The sequence below is a fragment of the Shimia sp. Alg240-R146 genome (assembly GCF_947331465.1).
Taxonomy (GTDB): domain Bacteria; phylum Pseudomonadota; class Alphaproteobacteria; order Rhodobacterales; family Rhodobacteraceae; genus Shimia.
On record NZ_CAMZOK010000001.1, the window covers coordinates 566,296 to 585,552 of the forward strand.

The window sequence follows — 19,257 nt, forward strand, 5'->3', positions numbered from 1 at the left end:
AGGCCTTGCGATTTAATCGTGGACGATTTATTTTGCCTGCAAGGAGTCGCCCATGTCAGAACCGTCCAAATCCATCCTCGACCAAATGCTATGTTTCGAAGTTTACAGCACCGAACACGCCTTTTCGCGGCTCTATAAGTCGTTGCTGGCGCCCCTGGGGCTGACCTATCCGCAGTTTCTGGTGATGATCCTTTTGTGGGAAAATGACGGCCAGACGGTGAATGGCATTGGGGGGCAACTGGGGCTGGAAAGCAGCACATTGACGCCGCTTCTTAAGCGTATGGAAAGGGCCGGAATTGTATTGCGCAAGCGCGATGCCGACGACGAACGCCGCGTGCGGGTGTCGTTGACCGAGGCTGGCGACGCTTTGCGCCATGAGGCCAAAGGCATTGGCACTTGTGTGGCGGATGCAACCGGTATGCCGGAAGCCGAATTGAAGGCGCTGTTGTTGGAATTGCGCAAACTGCGCAACGGATTGGCGGCGCATAATCTGGCAGCGGATTAATCCATTCATCTTTGCGGTGAATTCCCCTGCGGACTTTCTTTTGTCGTGCGCATTTGCAACACTTCGCCCGAATAGAAGCGAGGCAGGATGTAAATGGGCGTAACATTGCCCATATCGGCCTCAAGGATTTGAAAAGAGGAAGTGTTTCATGGCGAATTTCGACGCGCAGGTGCGGGAATCTCAGGCACAGGTTGAGGAAACGCAGGCAAAGATTGCAGAGCTGACAGGCCGGATCGATGCGGCGCGGGCCAAAATGAAAACAGGCGAAGATGTCGCCATCGATATTGAAAACGCGACGCTGGACGATGTGCATGCACATACCGAAGTGATGAACGCCAACATTGCCGAACTAATTATGGGTTTGGACGATGTGACGGCGGCGTTTTCCAAAGATTTTGACCAGATGCGCGATAAAACCGGCTGGGAGAGTTTTGTTGGCATCTTTAGTCGTGGAAAATCCGAGAGCCTGCGAGCGGAGCGGATCAAGACCGCCAATATCGACGACAAATTGCAAGATTTGATCGCGAAATCGGATGTGATTACCCAGCTGTTGCAGGGTCAACTTGGTGTGTTGGAAGAGCAGAAAGTCAAGGTTGAGACCAACCTGACTGAGACGCTGGATGAGCGGGAATTCACGGTGGGGGAACTGGAAACCTTGCGGGCGGAGATTTTGGGTATGGATCCCAAGATCATCGCACTTGAGAACAAGATTTCGGTTGAACAGGACGCAGCAGCGCGCACCAAGCTTGAGACTGAGTTGGCGGACCTGAACAAGGCCTACAATGAGTTGGTGCAGCAGGAGCAGGTCAAGCTGGCGAAATCGCAAACGCTGGAGCGCTATATCGAGAAGGGCAAGACCTGGGTCGATTCACTGCAAAACCAGGCGGCGACGCAGATGGTGTTGATCAACAAGCTGCAAACGGACACCAAGCAGCGGGTGGTGCTCTATGATGCGTTGACCAAATCTTTGAAGACGGCACAGCAACAAGACATTGCCCACCGCATCAATGAAATTGGCGTGGAAACCGATAAAGAAGCGCAGGCATCGATGGCGGCGATCGGAACGGCGACGAACCAGAAGATGGCGGACATGATGGAAGCCCATGAGGAGCACATGGTGTTTGCGCGTGATGTACTGGAAGCGAAGGCCAAAGCGGATGAGCGTTTTGCACGGCGGTTTGCCAAGATCGTCGAGAAGCACGACAAGAACTTGTATGGGGCATGATGCCAGATCCGAATGAATTCGCCTTCAATGAGTGCGTCCGTGATGCTCAGGAGGATCGCCAGTATGCCTACTTTCGAGTGACATCGGAGCAGCTTTTGGGTGAGCTGGAAAATCGGCTTGAGATGACGCCCATACGGTTCTGGAACAGAGGCGATTTGGTGGAAAGAAGAGGGCGAAAATTTCGCCGTCAGGAGTCGTCTTTGCAGTTTGAAAGTGGCCTTAAGGAGAGTGAAACGCTAACGAGTCACATTCTTACGTTGCTCGAAAAACTGGAACAAAACGCGGAGGTTTTGAGGTCTTTGGACGATCGATTTCGTTGTGCGATTGTTTGCGTAAGTCACAACGCCCAGAGCATGGGTCTTTCTCTGAATTCAGATGTTTTGCGGCAAATCTCGGATTTGGATTTGGGCTTGGAGTTTGACCTCTATGGTTTGACCGACCCACACGATGCACTTGTTGAGGCGCGCTCGTTGATGGCGTTGCAATCCGGAGAAACGAATTGAACGACACCACCAAAGACCACACCGCTTTGATGGAAACACGCGCGTCGCGGCGGTATTTTCAGAAGTTTGAGCGCATCACCGAGCACCTGACGCAGGTGGCGGCGGCGCGGGCGGCTGAAGGTGCGATCGGGGATGATGAGGTCAAGATTTTGACCCGCTATCTGGTGGCGATCGGCTATACCTTCAAAGCCCTGAGCATGAAGTACCTGCTGGTGGGTCGCGAGACGGGGCATTTTTTCGGCAGTCTGGCGATGGATGCGGTGGAGAGCGGCTTTCCGGTGTTCAATGAGTTGCTGGTCATGGCCAATGACGCGCAGCAGGCCGAGAGCCATTTGCGCAATATGCCGGACACAGAAACGCTCAAAGATGAGATGCTACGCGTGATTGTGGGGGAGCAGGAAATTCCCACAAAGTTGCAATTCGCGCTGAGCCAGCGGCTGTATTACGAGGAGTTGCTGAAGGGACATTTGTTCTGGGCGCAAAACCATCCCGAAGTGCAATGGCAGGGCAACCTGTCAGAGCGGCGGCGGCAGTACATGATCCATTGGGCGGTCTATGACAGTCAAAACAACCTGCCGACGATTTATCTGATGGATGTGGAGGACACCGGACGGCGGGCCTTGCCCAAGGATGAGCGACGCTGGCCAGAAGTGCAGGCGCACCTGATGGCACAGGCGGTGGGCGGGTTGAAGCTCGTGACCATTGCCAAGGGGTTTGACGAGAGTTTTGACGATCTGCACCCCAAGCGGCTGCGGCGCATTCATGTGGGGCCGATGTATTCCAGTGCCTTTACCCGTCAAAGCGGGCCGATCCGTGAAGTTCTGGAAGCGGCGCGTGCGCCGGAAGGCGAGGATTGGACGCTGGCCTGGACCACCGAGGATTTGCACTCCGAGCAGGTTAAGGACGAGCGGTCCGGCTGGTTTGGCACCGTGGAGCGGCAGGTGTTTGCGCTTGATCCATTCTCAGGGCGGGGCGCGGATTTGGGCGCGACCAGCATGGAACGGTCGATCATTCTGCCACAGCGGCCGTTTCAGGCGCTGGAGGAGCTGAACCCGCGGGGGTTTGGCTCGGTTACGAAATATGTGGTGAGCCCGCAGGGGCGGGTGTTGAGGTATTAAGTCGGCTGCAAGTGATCGGCCCCTTGGGCCAAGCCTGCGGCGCGGATATTTGAAGCAAGAGGAAAATTGAGGGTGTGGAATAGATGAGCGTGACCGGTGATTTGATGGAGCTGCGCGAAGAGGATATTCGCAAGCATTATGAGGCGGCTGTTGGGATGCTCGACGGCTTTGATCATACGCCTCGGATTGCGAAAGGGCGAGAGGTCGCCGCGGCGCCGGAACGGTCCAGCGGGATTGGCACGCGGAGGCGGTTTCGCAGCACCACGCCGGGCTTGGTGACACGCTCAACTGCGCGGCCCGAAGGCGTACATCTGGTTGAGCGGATTGAGGGCGCGGGCGGGGACGATCCGTTGGTGTCGCCGACGCAGGCCAATGTGCAGCATGCTCTGCGGCGGGCTTTGGCGATTGCGCTGGCGGTGGGTGAGAATTTCGCCGAAGCGTCGGGACTGGCCGCGTTGAAGCGGGACAATCTGGCGGGCGCGCTGGGCGCGGATAAAAAGGCGTCGTTTTCCGAGCTGTTGGCGGCTGAGGCTTTGGCCGTGAGCTATGTCTTTGCCAATGCCACGTCGTTTCTGTTGGCGCCTTTGTTGGGTGAGACACAGGTTGAGGTTGGCGAGGTTGAGGAGGTCCTGACGGACAATGCGCAGCTTGCGTTGCATGGCGCGCTTTGGGAGTTGGATCAGGATATCGCAGCCTTGGTGACTGACGAGGATCGGCTTGTGGCTTGCGTTTGTGCCTTTGCTGAGCAGTTGATGGAGAAGGTGGCGTTGCGGGCGCAAAATGCGCCGCAGTTGGCGGCATTTGTGGGCGCGAGTTGGAAGGTTGAGGCGGATGATCTGACGATCAATGGCTTTACGCCAGCGCGGGCGGCCAAGGGCAGCACACTGACCATGCAGTTCAAAAAGCCCAACGAAGTGGTCGGCAACCATATCGCTAAATATCAGGCCATGAAGCTGGCGAAGATGCTGATGGCCTATGATTTTGATCGACGGCTCAATCCATTTGCCGAGTTGGGCGGGTTCATCTTTACCTTCATGGGGGATGGCGCGCCGGGGACGGGAAAAACCACGCTTATTCAGATGATGGCGGGCTTGGTGAATGACTATTGTCAGGTGGCGGGCTATCCGTTCCGGTATCAGAACTTTGGCATCGACAATATCGACAGCTATCAGGGCAAGTCGGGACAGAATGCCAAAGCTTTTGTGCAGAATGTGCTGGACCCGCAGGTGATCGGTTTTGGCACGATTGATGACATCGACCAGATCGCGGGCAAGCGCGGGGATCGGCAGAGTTCAGCGGGTCAGCAGGAGGTCACGGCGGTCTTTATGGAGGCCTTTGCGGGCGCCAATACGGTGGTGCGCGGCAACTGTACGTTTGGCATGTTTTCGAACTATCCCGAGAACGTGGACGACGCGCTGCGCCAGCGGGCAGGGGCGCGGTTCTTGGTGGACGGGCCACAGACGCGGGAGGATTACATCGACATCCTTGCGCTGTTGATGGGCAAGAACCATGACATTGCGCTGGGCGCGCATGAGCTGTTTGAAGCGCAGATGATCCAGAAGGCTGTGGCGGCCTCGTTTGAGAGCCACAACAAGCCGCATGAGGCGGGGTTGCTGAACGTGTTTGATCGCGTGCATGGGCAGGTTGGCGATCTGGACACCATTGCCAAGATGGGCACGTACCTGAAGGCAATTCAAGAGGCTGATCCTCGGTTCACGGGGCGGGCGATCAAGAACATCACGGATGCCGTGAAGGTGCGGGCGATGGACTTTGAATTGCCGGACGCGTGGATGGAGCAGCCAGAGCTGTTTTTGCAGAAAGATTACGACACCAAGAAAGACATGATTGGCGAGCTGCGGGTGCCGATTACCACAGAGATGGTGGTGCAGGAGATCAACCGCTATGCGGATTCAGAATTCCGGTATGCCGACAAATCCGATGAGGTCGCGATTGAGAATATGGTGCGGGATATGCAGCGGTCTGAGGCGGCGAAGCGGCGATATTTGGAGGGGAAAGCTTAGGTGTTTGTGCTCGACAGCATTGGGTTTGTGAACACGGGGTTACCGTTGATTGTGCTTGGCGTGCTCGCGGTGATGATCCCGCGTTTTGTGGTGGATCACGAGACGCGGTCGCACGGCAAAGTGATGCTGGGGATTGCTGTGTCGGCGGTGATCCTGTTTGGCGTCGGCTACGGGATCTCCGTGGTTTTGACCAACGCACGCGGTGTGCACGCTATGGCGCTGGGGTCGAGGCCGGAGCTTGGCACAGCACTTTGGATGCATTCACGGCTGTCGCTGATGGCGGCGATTGTCTGGGCGCCGATCTTGGGACTGGTTTGGTTTGGCCAAGCGCAGGGCGTGGAAGCGCGGCGCGGACGGGATTTGGCCTTGGAGGGGCAGTGATGATGGCGATGAGGGTCGCGCCCGACCTGGTGGGCGCTTTGAAATGAGGATAAATATGCGAAATACCCCCCCCAAACACGTTTGGAAGTCAGGACCGATGGTCTTGGGATACGTTTTGACAATCTTAATTGGATTGTTCTGGGCCTTTTCGTTTGTGCACATTGGATCTTCTGACAGTGAATGCGCTTCCAATTTCTGTGTTCTATGGAACTCGGCGCCAAACGAGATAGGCGACTCCTTTGCAGGGCTTTTTGGGTCTTTGGCGTTTGTTTGGATAGTTGTGACTGTTCTGATTCAAAGTTTAGAACTGCGGGAGCAAAGGTTAGAGTTTTCGAATATGACCTCCCAAATGGAGTTGCAGAGATTTGATAATACTTTTTTTGCTGCCTTGGATGGAATCGAAACGGCAATCCGTGACATCGATCTAAATTCCGCAAAACATGGACAGACGGTGGGAAGAGATTGTTTCCGCGTGTTCTACACGCGCTTCAAGAAAGATTTTCGCGAACGTCAATCGAAAGGCCATAAACCTGATTTGGCATTGGAGTTGGCCTACAGGTCGTTTTGGAACTCCCACCAGTTGGAACTAAGTCAATACTTCCGTGTGCTGGAAAGTGTATTGAAACTTGTCGCCGAACAAAGAAGCGAGCACAGGAAAATTTACTTTGACATCATTCGGTTCAGGCTGTCCGATCAAGAGTTGTTGTTGACGTTTTACCACGTCATTTCTGGACAATCCGCAGATTTAAAAGTGCTTTGCGAGCAAGCTGTGTTCTTTGAACATCTGCCGACTGTTCGACTTCTTGAATATGATCACTACAAAAAAGTTGATTCGAAAGCATTCGGCAACAATCCCCTAAAGGACGCAAGTGACTTTAAAAATCCGGCGAACAAGGTGAAAACATGAAACGACTCATTGAGCGCGGTTTGATGTTTGGCAACTTGATCGAGGTGGCCTCGCCGGTATTAGTGGAGCGCTATAATCGCGCGCTCAAACATCTGACGGGCAAGACCACCAACCTCACCGATTTTCACATCGATATTTCGGGCTATTCCCCCGAGGTGGGCGATGAGCTGGACGATCATCTCTACCTCAACCACGGGGGTTGTAATCGGCAGTTCATCCTGCTGACCACGGATCAAAAATCCGCGCCTTTGTTGAATGCGAAGTTCTCCAACAGCCGCGACATTCTGCGGCACTTCATTGAAGAGAACGAGCCGCAGCTGTTTGCCTTAACCGCGCGGGATTCTGTGGCGGGGGAGTTGGTGAATTCGGTGTTTTCCGTGCAAGACCCCGTGCGGCTGTTTGATATTCGCAAGGTCACGGTTGAGGCCGACACGACTGAGGGTACGCTGCGGGATGCCGAAAAGCTGGGCACTTTGGCGGATCGGTTCAAGCAGGACGAGGATGGCTGGTTTGATGATGTGCTGATTGCCGACATGATCACGCTGGCAAAACGCACGGGCGATGTGACGCGCAATCCGGTGACGCTGCGCCATATGGCGTTTGATCAGGAGGATTTCTGGACGGCGCATTTTGGTGGGGTTTATATCTTTCGCGGCGTTGGGCATCCGGCGGCGATCACCAGTGGGATCAAGGGCGATTTGGGTAAGCTGCCGATCAAATACACGTTTGATTTCAAAGACAGAAACCAAATTGCGAAGTTCTTTGACTACAACGATCTGGTGGAGCCGATTGTCAAAGCGCGCGGCATCGATGCGAGTGCGATCCTGCGCCAGAAGATGGATTTCATTGTTGTGGACGCGGCACAAGATGCGGGGGTTGACCTGACAGGGGCAACGCGGCGCGATATCCGACGGTTGGCGCGAAATCACGCGGATCAGTTGCCGCCAGAATACCATGGGCTGCGCGAGATGGTGGATTGGGCGGAAAACGAAGGCAAATGGCCGCGTATTTCCAGTGATCATCCGGCGTATTTCTATACCCTGCGGGCGACGGATACGGATCAGGCGGACTTGGTGAATATGCTGCTGGCGGAACTGGCGCCCAAAGATATCCGGCAGCTGTTCATTTGCCACAAAGAGGTGTTTTACCACCTTTATCGGGGCTGGACTGACACCAAAAAGAGCTTTGTTGCTGATTTCCTTGAGCGGGAATATCAGGTGGACAAAGCCGGCGCGCGGGCCGCGCTGTTTGGTCATGATGCACCGTTGGAAATGCCACGGGTGCGCCGGCGGGCAAGTGACGATATGATCGACCGCGTGGGACCTTGGGGCGCGGTGAGGAGATAGGGATGTTTGCACTGGCAAGATTGGCCGTTGTCGGCTTTGTGGTTCTGACCATCATCTACTTTTGTTTGTCGTGGTATTCGCGCGGTGTGCGGCGGGACAAGCTGGAAGCTGAGTGGGACGAAGAAGGCATGACGGGAGATCGTGAGGCCTTTGTCGACGAAGGTTTGCGCGATTATGACGGCAGCTTGCGTCGCAAGTTGATCTGGGGTGTCTATATCATTCCGGTGACAGCGGTTATTACGCTGATCTATTTTATGAATTTCCACTAGGGGGACCCGAGTGATGGTCTATGTAAAATGGGGTTTCTGGGGGCTGTTCTGGCTGCTGGTGGCAGCGTTCTTTCACTATACATTGCCGCAGAATGACATTGTGCGCGTCACGGATACCTATGAAAAGCGGATCGATTTTGGCGAGAACTCGATTTTCTGGGCAAAATCCGATGCGGGTAATGCGGAAACGACCGTGAACCGCGATATTTTCTTCATTCAGACCAAGTTTCCGAACGACAAGGTAATGGTCTATCGCAATGAAGACACGTCGGCTGGGTGGCCTCCGTATTTCAAGTTCGACACATCAAATTTGCAGGCTGAAGCCGCGGATTTGAAATCGACTGCGGAGGCGCCGCAATGGGCCGCCATCAAGCATTATGGTTGGCGCAACGAGTTCTTGTCGATTTATCCCAATGCGGTTGGCGTTAAAGCTGTGGACAGCCCGGATGTGACGTTCATTCCGTGGTTGAATATCGCCATCCTGATTGTGTTTTTTGCCTTTGTTTGGGCCATCTGGGTGCGATGGAGGCGGTTCCGCGAAGCACGCATTGATCCGGTGCTTGAGGACATGGGCGACAGCTTTGAAGCGGCCGGAGACAACATCGCAGAAAAGCGCGGACGGTTCCGCGCGTGGCTTGATACCTTCAAGGGTAAGGCGCGGTAATCAGCGCATGCCGTAGTAGAGGCCGACCACGTGTTCGGCCTCTGCGAAAAACAGCCAGCGCGAGGTTGCGACGCCTGCGATATGGCTGAGCACCGCCAAGGCCGCGAAGATGTGGCTAAAGGGCAGAAGCAGCAGGATCAGCGGCAACGCGAAGGTAAGGCCAAAGGCAATAACGCGCAGTTTCATCGCGTGTTTGCGGCCTATCACATAGACGAATTCTTTCATCAGATAGTTGGGCGACGTGTGGGGATGCGCAATGGAACGGACCGTGCCGCGGTCGCCCAAACCGGTTGCTGTGCCGAGGTCCGTGCCGCTGTTGGCGAGTGCTTTGTCGCCGCGTTGCCACCACGCGAGTTGTACGGCGGCGGCAAAGAGCAGGAGCGCGATTGCGATGGTGGTGCGGCCCGACAACAGCGCACCGCCAGCAAGTGAAAAAGTCAGGTAAAGCGCTGGCGTTAATGGGGTTTTCCAGCGTGGTACGGTGGCGAGTTGGCCGTAGATCATGGACGTCGTGAAAACGGTTGCCACCGAAAGCGCGGCCCCGATCCAGCCTAGGAAGGCGATGTGGATGTTCAGGAAAACAAGGGCGGCGGCGTAGAGGCCAAGGATGCAAAGCGCGCCGACGGCGCAGACACCTTCGCGCGATAGCCAACTGGTGCGCCATTGGCTGAAAGCGCGCCAGGCGCGTTCAGGGTGGCCGAGGTGAAAGGTGGAGGACAACAGCCCTCCCACCGCGAGGGCATAGGCAATGGCAAAGAAGATGAAGCCGGTCATGCCTGTGGGTGGCGACGGATCGATGCCAAGCCAAAAGAGCAGGCCAAAGCCGAGGCCCGAGAGGGTCGAAAAGATGATAACTGACGGGGCGGGATGCATCAGGCGGACCCTCCGGGAATTTTGTCCAGCGTTTTGTCGAGCCAACTCAGGAAGCCGCGCGACTCGTCGGCGACGGGTTCGAGCATGGGAGCGAGGAGGGATTGATCATCCCATGAATCCTTGAGTCGCGGCGGAAGGTATTTGTTCACCGGCTTGGTGCCCATTTCCGGCATCAGGTCAAAACCGCCTCTGGATTCAACCAGTTGGCTGACGTCTGAGTTGGGATCACCTAGGTCGCCAAAGTGGCGGGCACCCGCAGGGCAGGTACGCACACAAGAGGGGATTTGATCCTCTTCGGGCAGATTTTCGTTGTAGATGCGGTCAACACATAGCGTGCATTTTTTCATCACACCTTCGGCCTGATCAAGTTCACGAGCGCCGTAGGGACAGGCCCATGCGCAGAGGCCGCAGCCGATGCAGCTGTCCTCGTTGACCAAGACAATGCCGTCTTCGACCCGCTTGTAGCTGGCGCCGGTGGGGCAGACGGTGACGCAGGGGGCGTCCTCGCAATGCAGGCAGGATTTGGGGAAGTGCACGGTCTGGGCGGATCCGGCTTCGGGCTGCACTTCGTAGCTGTGGACGCGATTGAGAAAAGTGCCCATCGGTTCAGTGCCATAGGGGCGTTGATCCGACAAAGGCGCGCCGTAGTTTTCGGTGTTCCAACCTTTGCAGGAGATCACGCAGGCGTGGCAACCGACGCAAGTGTCGAGATCGATCACAAGGCCGAGTTTGCGGTCGGTGGAGGTGGGAAGGGTGGTCATGAGAGGGCCTCCAGATGGGGGGCTGTATCGCGTCGGTATCGCGTCGGTATCGCGACTGTGCGGTTTCTGGGTCCTGGCATGGGGGCGCTGCCCCTTGCCGCAGCACAGCTGCGACCTCCCCGGGATATTTTGGGCAAGAGGAAAGAGTGTGTCATTTGCCCACCTTCCATTTGAGATCAGCCGGACCTTGGGCGACCGGAGATTTGATCGGGTCGAAGGTCGGTTGGCTTTCCGATGGCGCGTCGGCCTTTTCGATTTTCACCCGCAGGTCGAACCATGCGGCCTGGCCGGTGATCGGGTCGGAGTTGGCCCAGCGGAGGCCGTCGCCTTTGGGCGGCAGCAGCTCGTGGATCAGGTGGTTGAGCAGGAAGCCTTTGTTGGATTCTGGCGCGTCCTCGGAGAGCGCCCAGGTGCCTTTGCGTTTGCCGATGGCGTTCCATGTCCAAACAGTGTTTTCGTTGAGCGCCGCCTGATGCGCGACCGGCACGGTGATTTCGCCATGCACGGAGGTCACGCGGGCCCAGTCGCCCTCGGCGAAGCCGTGTTTCTGCCAGAGCTTGGTGGGCAGATAGAGGGGGTTTTCGCCGTGCAGCTGACGCAACCATGCGTTTTGGGTACCCCAGCTGTGATACATCGCCATTGGGCGTTGCGTTAAAGCGTGCACGTCGAACTCGTCGGCGTCGACGCTGGCGTCCTCTAGTGGCGGATACCAGATTGGCAGAGGGTCCATGACCTCTTTGAGGCGGTCCCGTAAGTGTTCCGGTGGTTGGCGATCCCCGTGGCCTTCGGCGGCGCGTTGGAATTTGCGCATCGGTTCCACGTAAAGTTGGAATAGGAAAGGCTGTGGCGCGTCAAACAGGCCGATTTCCACCGCCCAGTCCTGATAGTCCTGATTCCACGGTTTCATGTAGCGCGCAGCATCTGGCACATGTTGGATGGCGAAGCCGCCGTTTTCGATGTAGCGGTCCAATTGGTCCGGATTGACTTCGCCTCGTCCGAACTGGTCGCCGTCTTCACCCCGAAAACCCGCGAGAGGTCCTACGCCGGGGCGTCGTTCGTGGTTCACGATGTAGTCGGCGTAGTCTTTCCATTTGGGCGTGCCATCCTCGTTGAGGAAATGCGGCAAGCCGATGCGGGCGCCAAGTTCAATGAGCACCGACTGAAAACCCCGTACGTCGCGGTCCGGTTCGACCACGGGCCAGCGGATAGCATCGGCGGCACCGTCGGCCTCGCAGATAGGGCGGTCCAGCAGCGAGATACAATCGTGGCGTTCCAGATAGGTGGTGTCGGGCAGGATCAGGTCGGCGTAGGCGACCATTTCTGAGCTATACGCATCGGAATAGATGATACGCGGGATCTTGTAGCGGCCGTCCTCGTTGCGGTCGGTCAGCATTTTGATCACACCCGATGTGTTCATCGAGGAGTTCCACGACATGTTGGCCATATACATGAACAGCGTGTCGATCGGATAAGGGTCACCGGCGTGCGCGTTGGAGATCACCATATGCATCAAGCCGTGCACCGACATGGGGTTTTCCCATGTGAAAGCTTTGTCGATGCGGCAAGCGGTGCCGTCGTCATTGATCTGCAAGTCTTCGGGGCCGCGTGGAAAGCCCAAGTGAGGCCCGGCAAGCGGTTTTCCCGGGCGGCCGTAGCCGTGGGGAGTCGGGTGCGCTTCGACCGGTTTTGGGTAGGGTGGTTTGAAACGGAAACCACCGGGGACTTCGACGGTGCCCAGAAGGATTTGCAGCACGTGCAGCGCGCGGCAGGTCTGAAATCCGTTGGAGTGGGCCGAGATGCCACGCATGGCGTGGAAGCTGACGGGACGGCCGGTCATGGTTTTGTGGGTTTCGCCGCGGAAATCGGTCCATTCCTGCTCCAGCTCGAAGGCTTCGTCAAAGGCCACACGCGCAAGTTCGGCTGCGATGGTTTTGATCTTGGCTGCAGAGATGCCGGTTTTTTCGGCGACGTTTTCAGGCGCGTATTGCGGGTCGAGGTATTTCTCGGCCATCAGGTGCATGACGGTTTTGTGGGTCACACCTGCGTGGCGGTATTGGGCCGAAAGGTCCGGCTGCACGCCTTTTTGGTCAAACGGTGTGAGCTTGCCGGTGGTGCGGTCAATGACCAGTTGTTTGCCATCCTCATCGCGCATCAGCAGACCGGTTTCGCCGTCCACAAGCACAGGCGCATTGGTGTATTGTGCAAGATAGTGCAGGTCGATTTTGCCGGCCTTCATCAATTCATGCACCAGAGCGAGCACAAACAACCCGTCGGTACCGGGGGTGATGCCGACCCATTCATCCGCCACGGCGTTGTAGCCGGAGCGTACAGGATTCACACCAATGACCTTGGCACCGCGCGCTTTGATCTTGCCGATGCCCGCTTTGATCGGGTTGCTATCGTGATCCTCAGCCACGCCAAAAATCATAAAGAGTTTGGTGTGATCCCAATCGGGCTGACCAAACTCCCAGAATGCGCCACCCATCGTATAGATGCCCGCCGCCGCCATGTTGACGGAGCAGAAGCCGCCGTGGGCGGCGTAGTTTGGGGTGCCAAAATGCTGCGCCCAGAAAGATGTGAAGGACTGCGATTGGTCGCGTCCGGTGAAAAAGGCCAGCTTGTGAGGCGCAGTTTCGTGCAGTTCGGTCAACCAGCCCACGGCCGTTGAGATCGCCTCTTCCCACTCGATCTCGACATATTCGCCGGAGCCGCGTGGGCCGACGCGTTTGAGGGGTTTTTTCAGGCGGGAGGGCGCGTTGACCTGCATGATGCCTGCTGAGCCTTTGGCGCAGAGCACGCCTTTGTTGACGGGGTGGTCACGGTTGCCCTCGATATAGGCGACTTTGCCGTCTTTCATGTGCACGTTGATTCCACAGCGGCAGGCGCACATGTAGCAGGTGGTCTGGCGCACCTCGTCTGAGACTTTGGGCGAGGTGTCGAGCTTGGGCTGCTGAAAGGTCATGCTTGGTCTTTCGGTCAGGGTGTTCCGGAACTGATACCTTTGCGGGAATTGTGTTCCAGCGCAAAGGAAATTCTTGGGATTTTATCGGTCCTGCAGCGCTGTGTAAGGGCGCATGTCAGGGCCGTTGTAGAGCGTCAGCGGGCGGATCAGGATGTTGCTTTCCTGTTGGTCCATACATTGGATGATCCAACCGGGCATGCGGCCAATGGCAAAGATAGGCACGTACAGATCCATTGGGATGCCGTGCAGCTGGTAGATCACACCCGAGTAGAAATCGACATTCACGTTGAGGCCGTGGCGGGCGTAGGGCTTCATCGCCTCGACCACGCCTTGCAGGATTTCATACCATTCAGGAGCGCCCATTTCTTCGCCAAGTTTCTTGACGCCGTCACGCATGTGGCGCGCACGGGGATCTTCGGCGCGGTAGACGCGGTGGCCAAAGCCGGTCACAGCCTCGCGGTTTTTACGCTTGGCTTTGACATAGTCCGCGGCGTTGTCAGGCGTGCCAATTTCGGTGACCATTTTCATCACGTCTTCGGCAGCACCACCATGTGCGGGGCCAGCGAGAGTCGACAGGGCCGTCACAATGCCGCCGTGCAGGTTGGTGTCGGTGCCTATGGTGACGCGGGCCGCAAACGATGACGCGTTGGCGCCGTGTTCGGCGTGCAGGATGAAATCGACGTCGGCCAGTTTGGCGGCATCCTCGGACGGCTTTTCGCCCTTGAGCATCCAGAGCCAGTTGGCGGCATGGCTGAGCGTTTTGTCAGCCGCCACAGGGTCGCGTCCGTTGCGGATGTGTTCATGCGCGGCGATGATCATGGGCACTTGCGAGGTCAGGCGCAGTCCGTTGGCCAAGAATGCCTCGGGGCCGGTGGTCTGGCTGTCAGCTTCGAGCGCGGCGAGGGCCGACACGGCGGTGCGCAGCACGTCCATCGGGTGGCCGTCTTTGGTGGCGCGGATGATGTCATAGACTTGAGCGGGCAATTCGCGGTCTGCTTTGAGGGTGGCGTCAAAAGCGGTCAGTTCGGCGGTCGTGGGCAGCTCGCCATGGATCAGCAGATAACAGACTTCTTCGAATGTGGATTTGGTGGCGAGATCGTGGATGGAATAGCCGCGATAGGACAATTCGCCCTTGGCGCCGTCGATGTGAGACACGCCGGAACGTTCGAAGTAGATGCCTTTGAGGCCGCGGTTGATCTTGACGTTTTCGGTCACGGATGTCTCCTTTGAGGAAAATTGGGAGGTGTCATGTCAGCACTTGAGAAAGCCATCGAAGGCGCAAAGTCGCGCGATGCACGGGTTGTGATGCCCGAAATGGAAGACGCGCGGATTGCAGCAGCGGCTAAGCAACTGCGGGCTGACGGGATTTGCGAGCCGGTCGGGTTGGGCGACAACATGGATGCGTATGTTGCAGCCTTGGTCGAGGCTCGCGGTGTGAAAGAAGCTTTGGCACGGCGGATGTTATCGCGGCCGTTGTTTCGGGCGGCTGCGATGGTGGCTGTGGGCGAAGCGGACGCTATGGTGGCGGGCGCTGTGGCCTCCACCAAGAAGGTGATCGAGGCGGCGAGCATCGGCATCGGCTTGGCCGAAGGTGTGTCGGTGGCCAGTTCGTTTTTCCTGATGCGGTTTCCGGACGGGCGCGAAGTGATTTTTTCGGACTGCGGATTGAACGTTGATCCCAACGCGGAGGATCTGGCCGCGATTGCGCAGGCGTCCGAACGCAGCGGTGCGGCGTTGCTGGGCGACGCGCGTGTTGCGCTGTTGTCGTTCTCGACCGGAGCGTCGGGCACAGGGCCAAGCGTGGACAAAGTGCGCGAAGCGGCGGAGGCGACAGGGTATGTCGGGCCGGTGCAAGGCGATGCGGCGCTAAGCCCAGACGTGGCCGCGAAAAAGGGGCTGGGCAATGGTGATGCGAACGTCTTGGTGTTCCCGTCGCTTGACGCGGGCAACATTGCATACAAGTTGGCGCAGGAATTGGCCGGTGCACAGGCGCTGGGGCCGATCTTGCAGGGCTTCCGCAAGCCGGTGTGTGATCTGAGCCGCGGCGCCACGGTGCGCGATATTGTGGATGCAACTGCGGTGTCGTTGGCGTTGGGGTAGCGTGTTTTTGAACGGTTTGCCCGGCCGGTAAGTCGGGCTGCGCCTGCCTGCCCCTTTGGCAGGCGCATACGCGCCCGCCCAGTCAGGCGCAGCCCTAAGTTCGGGATAGAAAACGGGTCCACAGGGGAGTGGTCAAGCGCGCAGACCGACCTTGCGGTCGGTCGCAACAGTGTTGTTTTTCTCCCCCCTTGCAAGGCCTTAGCTGGCCTTTTGCGGGACCATGTCGGCAGGATCGATGCCCGCGACAGACACCGGTTTCTTCATCGCGTCACGGCGGAACGGTTCGCCCAATTCCTGATTGATCATAGCTTCGATCAAGGTGGTTTTGCCGTGGTTCATCTGATCGTCGATCGCCTTGTTCAGCGCGGCGGTCAGCTCGTCCATGGTGCGTGCGACGACGCCCTGAAGCCCACAGGCCTGTGCGATGCCTGCGTAAGACACAGAGGTGTCCAATTCGGTGCCAACAAAGTTGTCGTCAAACCATAGTGTCGAGTTCCGTTTCTCGGCGCCCCACTGGTAGTTGCGGAACACAATCTGCGTCACCGCAGGCCATTCGCCGCGACCGATGGCGGTCAGCTCGTTGACCGCGATGCCGAACGCGCCGTCGCCTGCAAAGCCGCAGACCGGTACGTCGGGTTGGCCGATCTTGGCGCCAACAATGGCGGGAAGGCCGTAACCGCAGGGGCCAAACAGGCCCGGGGCGAGGTATTTGCGGCCTTCTTCAAACGACGGGTAGGCGTTGCCGATGGCGCAGTTGTTGCCGATGTCGGAGCTGATGATTGCCTCACGCGGCAGGGCGGATTGGATCGCGCGCCACGCCATGCGGGGGCTCATCCAATCGGGTTTGTCAGCACGCGCGCGTTCGTTCCAGCTGGTGCCCGGATCGTCGTCTTCGTGGTCCATTGACGACAGCTGTTGTGCCCATGCAGATTTGGTTTTTGCGATGGTGGCCTTGCGGTCGGCGCGGCCCGCGTCGCCTGCGTCGTCGCTAAGCTGTTCGAGAATGCCCGTGGCAACCTTGGCCGCGTCCCCAACGATGCCGACTTCGACTTTTTTGGTCAGGCCAATGCGGTTCGGGTTGATGTCGACTTGAATGATTTTCGCATCCGCCGGCCAGTATTCCATGCCATAGCCGGGCAGTGTGGAGAACGGGTTCAGGCGCGTGCCGAGCGCCAGCACGACGTCGGCATTTTTGATCAACTCCATGCCTGCCTTGGAGCCGTTGTAGCCCAAAGGACCGGCAAACAGCGGGTGGTTTCCAGGGAAAGCGTCGTTGTGCTGGTAGCCGACGCATACCGGCGCATCGAGACGCTCGGCGAGCGCGATGGAGGCGGGGATCCCGCCCTCGGACAGCACCGTTCCTGCGCCGTTCAGGATGACGGGGTTTTTGGCAGATGACAGCAGCGCCGCGGCGTCGGCCACAGAGGAGGTGCCACCGGATGAGGCCTCAAATTCAATGGGGTCGGGGATGTCGATGTCGACCACCTGGGTCCAGAAATCGCGCGGGATGTTGATCTGGGCCGGGCCGCAAAGGCGCTTGGCTTGCGAGATCACACGGGTGAGGACTTCGGCGACACGGGACGGATCACGAACTTCTTCCTGATAGGCGACCATGTCCTGAAACAGGGCCATCTGTTCGACTTCCTGAAAGCCGCCCTGACCGATGGTTTTGTTGGCAGCTTGCGGTGTCACCAACAAAAGTGGAGTGTGGTTCCAATAGGCAGTTTTGACGGCGGTCACAAAGTTGGTGATGCCGGGGCCGTTTTGCGCGATCATCATCGACATCTTGCCGGTGGCGCGGGTGTAGCCGTCGCTCATCATGCCGGCGGAGCCTTCGTGCGCGCAGTCCCAGAACATGATGCCCGCCTTGGGGAACAGGTCAGAGATCGGCATCATGGCCGAGCCGATGATGCCAAAGGCGTGTTCGATGCCTTGGCGTTGCAGGACTTTTACGAACGCCTCTTCGGTGGTCATTTTCATTGGAGATCTCCTGAATCGCGAAAAGCGCACGTCGCGCGCGCGGGTTTTGAGGTGAAATTACGGGTCAGACGTCAAAGGCGTTAGGGCCAGATGTTTTCTCAACATAGCGCCAGATTAGAGAGTTTTCTCGATTTTGGCGATACGGGCGATGCCTTCGGGGATGCGCTCAGCCGGAATGGAGGAATAGCCAAGACGGTAGAAGTTTTGTGGCGGGTTTTCTGTGGCAAAGAAGGATTGGCCCGGTTCGATCAAAACGCTTTCACTTTGCAGCCTAGAGGCGAGTTCGTGTGAGTCGAGGTTTCGGTCTGCTTGCATCCAGAAAGAAGAGCCGCCGAAAGCGTCAGCGCCTGCGATGGTCAGGCCACAATCCTGAATGGCTTGCTTCATCACTGCGCGGCGGTGTTTGAGGGTTTTACGAAGACGTCGGATCAGGGCATCGTAGTGGCCTAGGGATAGAAAATAGGCGGCCGTGCGTTGGATGTGCCCGGGCGGATGACGCAGCACGGAGGCGCGCAGGGCACGGGCCTCGCGGATGAACGATTCGGAACCGACCAGATACCCGAGCCTTAGGCCTGGAAACAGCGATTTGGAAAAGCTGCCGACATAGATTACGCGCCCCTCGGTGTCCAAAGATTTGAGAGCGGGAGAGGGTGAGTCGGCGAAGGACATTTCGAACTCGTAGTCGTCTTCGACGATGAGCGCGTCGATGTCGCGGGCACGTTCCAGAAGGGCCTTGCGACGTGCAATCGGCATGGTCGCCGTGGTTGGGCATTGGTGACTGGGCGTTGCGAAAATAACGTCGGTTTCCGCAGAAATATCCGCGGGGTCAAGGCCGTCATTATCAACGTTTACAGGCTCCACATGGCATCGAGATTGGTTCAGGATGTCGCGCAGGGCGTGATAGCAGGGGTTCTCAATTGTCGCTGTGCGGCGTTGGGTCAAAAGGATCTGAGCAGCAATCCAGAGTGCATTCTGAGCGCCAAGGGTGATCAGGATTTCTTCGGGTCGGGCGATGATGCCACGACGTGGCAAGGTGTTGCGCGCGATGAACTCGACCAGACGCGGATCGTCCTGGTCGTAGTAGTCCGAGGTCAGCGCAGTGAAGTCTTTTTGTCCCAAGGCCTGTAGCGCACAGAGGCGCCAGTTGGCGTGGTCAAACAGCGATGGGTCGGTTTGGCCGTAAACAAAGGGAAAGCGATAGGACGCCCAGTCTTGCGGTTTTTCCGGCGTGTCGCCACCGGTGAAGCGGCGGCCAAGCGCACGAGTCCAGTCGATGCTGTCTTCGCGGTGCTTGGGCGGGGTGAAGCGGGGCGGTACAGGGGCATTGTCGGAGACGTAATATCCGGAGCGTCCGCGGGAGGTGAGGTAGTCGTTGGCGAGAAGTTCGGTGTAGGCGAGCGTCACGGTGATCCGGCTGACGTTGAGGTGGGTGGCGAGCTTGCGCGACGAGGGCAGTTTTTCGCCACGACGAAAACGGCCGGAAAGAATACCTTCGGCGATGAGCTGCTGAATTTGGGCTTGCAGGGTGCCCTGCGAGTCCGGAGAGAGAAAGAAGGTTTGAACTGAAATCGCCATGACCAGGATCGTATGCTGGACTTATGGCGAGTGCAAACTGGATTTATTCGGATCAGGCGAGGTGCGC

17 protein-coding genes are annotated in these 19,257 nt (G+C 57.7%); 11 read left to right on the forward strand and 6 right to left on the reverse strand.

The features are described from left to right. Positions 1-52 precede the first annotated feature (52 nt). The 10 genes from PG871_RS02705 to PG871_RS02750 all read left to right on the forward strand — a co-directional run bounded on the left by PG871_RS02705 (position 53) and on the right by PG871_RS02750 (position 8,939). The gene (locus tag PG871_RS02705) at positions 53-505 is read left to right on the forward strand and encodes a MarR family winged helix-turn-helix transcriptional regulator (protein ID WP_270725700.1); all 453 of its coding nucleotides are present in this window, start codon (positions 53-55) and stop codon (positions 503-505) included. A gap of 148 nt (positions 506-653) precedes the next feature. Next, positions 654-1,730, forward strand: a complete 1,077-nt coding sequence (locus PG871_RS02710) for a hypothetical protein (RefSeq protein ID WP_270725702.1) — start codon at positions 654-656, stop codon at positions 1,728-1,730. Continuing rightward, on the forward strand, positions 1,727-2,233 hold the full coding sequence (locus PG871_RS02715) for a DUF4279 domain-containing protein (protein WP_270725704.1): 507 nt from the start codon (positions 1,727-1,729) through the stop codon (positions 2,231-2,233). The genes PG871_RS02710 and PG871_RS02715 overlap by 4 nt, the downstream gene beginning before the upstream one ends. Continuing rightward, on the forward strand, positions 2,230-3,351 hold the full coding sequence (locus tag PG871_RS02720) for a hypothetical protein (RefSeq protein WP_270725706.1): 1,122 nt from the start codon (positions 2,230-2,232) through the stop codon (positions 3,349-3,351). Before PG871_RS02715 ends, PG871_RS02720 begins: the two co-directional genes overlap by 4 nt. A gap of 83 nt (positions 3,352-3,434) precedes the next feature. After that, entirely contained in the window at positions 3,435-5,372 is a 1,938-nt protein-coding gene (locus tag PG871_RS02725; RefSeq protein ID WP_270725708.1) for an AAA family ATPase, read from the forward strand. Further along, a complete protein-coding gene (locus tag PG871_RS02730; RefSeq protein WP_270725709.1) occupies positions 5,373-5,753 on the forward strand; it encodes a hypothetical protein in 381 nt (126 codons plus the stop codon). It begins immediately after the preceding gene. Between the two features lie 55 nt (positions 5,754-5,808). Continuing rightward, complete coding sequence (locus PG871_RS02735; protein ID WP_270725710.1) at positions 5,809-6,660, forward strand: putative phage abortive infection protein; 852 nt, start codon at positions 5,809-5,811, stop codon at positions 6,658-6,660. Further along, entirely contained in the window at positions 6,657-8,006 is a 1,350-nt protein-coding gene (locus PG871_RS02740) for a DUF6638 family protein (RefSeq protein WP_270725712.1), read from the forward strand. Before PG871_RS02735 ends, PG871_RS02740 begins: the two co-directional genes overlap by 4 nt. A gap of 2 nt (positions 8,007-8,008) precedes the next feature. Continuing rightward, positions 8,009-8,275 (forward strand): hypothetical protein, encoded by a 267-nt coding sequence (locus PG871_RS02745; RefSeq protein ID WP_270725713.1) that lies wholly within the window; start codon positions 8,009-8,011, stop codon positions 8,273-8,275. Between the two features lie 13 nt (positions 8,276-8,288). Then, a complete protein-coding gene (locus PG871_RS02750; RefSeq protein ID WP_270725715.1) occupies positions 8,289-8,939 on the forward strand; it encodes a DUF1523 family protein in 651 nt (216 codons plus the stop codon). Here PG871_RS02750 and PG871_RS02755 read toward each other — a convergent pair whose 3' ends face one another. The 4 genes from PG871_RS02755 to PG871_RS02770 all read right to left on the reverse strand — a co-directional run bounded on the left by PG871_RS02755 (position 8,940) and on the right by PG871_RS02770 (position 14,750). After that, entirely contained in the window at positions 8,940-9,812 is an 873-nt protein-coding gene (locus PG871_RS02755; protein WP_270725716.1) for a dimethyl sulfoxide reductase anchor subunit family protein, read from the reverse strand. Continuing rightward, positions 9,812-10,573: a 4Fe-4S dicluster domain-containing protein gene (locus PG871_RS02760; protein ID WP_270725717.1), complete on the reverse strand. Its 762-nt coding sequence runs from the start codon at positions 10,571-10,573 to the stop codon at positions 9,812-9,814. The genes PG871_RS02755 and PG871_RS02760 overlap by 1 nt, the downstream gene beginning before the upstream one ends. Before the next feature lie 151 nt (positions 10,574-10,724). Further along, a complete protein-coding gene (locus tag PG871_RS02765; RefSeq protein ID WP_270725718.1) occupies positions 10,725-13,535 on the reverse strand; it encodes a molybdopterin oxidoreductase family protein in 2,811 nt (936 codons plus the stop codon). An 81-nt stretch (positions 13,536-13,616) separates the two neighbouring features. Continuing rightward, on the reverse strand, positions 13,617-14,750 hold the full coding sequence (locus PG871_RS02770; protein WP_270725720.1) for a citrate/2-methylcitrate synthase: 1,134 nt from the start codon (positions 14,748-14,750) through the stop codon (positions 13,617-13,619). A 33-nt stretch (positions 14,751-14,783) separates the two neighbouring features. Here PG871_RS02770 and PG871_RS02775 point away from each other — a divergent pair, with 33 nt between their 5' ends. Next, the gene (locus PG871_RS02775; RefSeq protein WP_270725722.1) at positions 14,784-15,635 is read left to right on the forward strand and encodes a phosphate acyltransferase; all 852 of its coding nucleotides are present in this window, start codon (positions 14,784-14,786) and stop codon (positions 15,633-15,635) included. A gap of 198 nt (positions 15,636-15,833) precedes the next feature. Here the strand turns inward: PG871_RS02775 and xsc are convergent, their stop codons facing one another. Beyond that, entirely contained in the window at positions 15,834-17,615 is a 1,782-nt protein-coding gene (gene xsc / locus PG871_RS02780; RefSeq protein WP_270725724.1) for a sulfoacetaldehyde acetyltransferase, read from the reverse strand. Positions 17,616-17,729: 114 nt separating this feature from the next. Further along, complete coding sequence (gene pdxR / locus PG871_RS02785) at positions 17,730-19,190, reverse strand: MocR-like pyridoxine biosynthesis transcription factor PdxR (RefSeq protein WP_270725726.1); 1,461 nt, start codon at positions 19,188-19,190, stop codon at positions 17,730-17,732. Positions 19,191-19,257 lie beyond the last annotated feature (67 nt).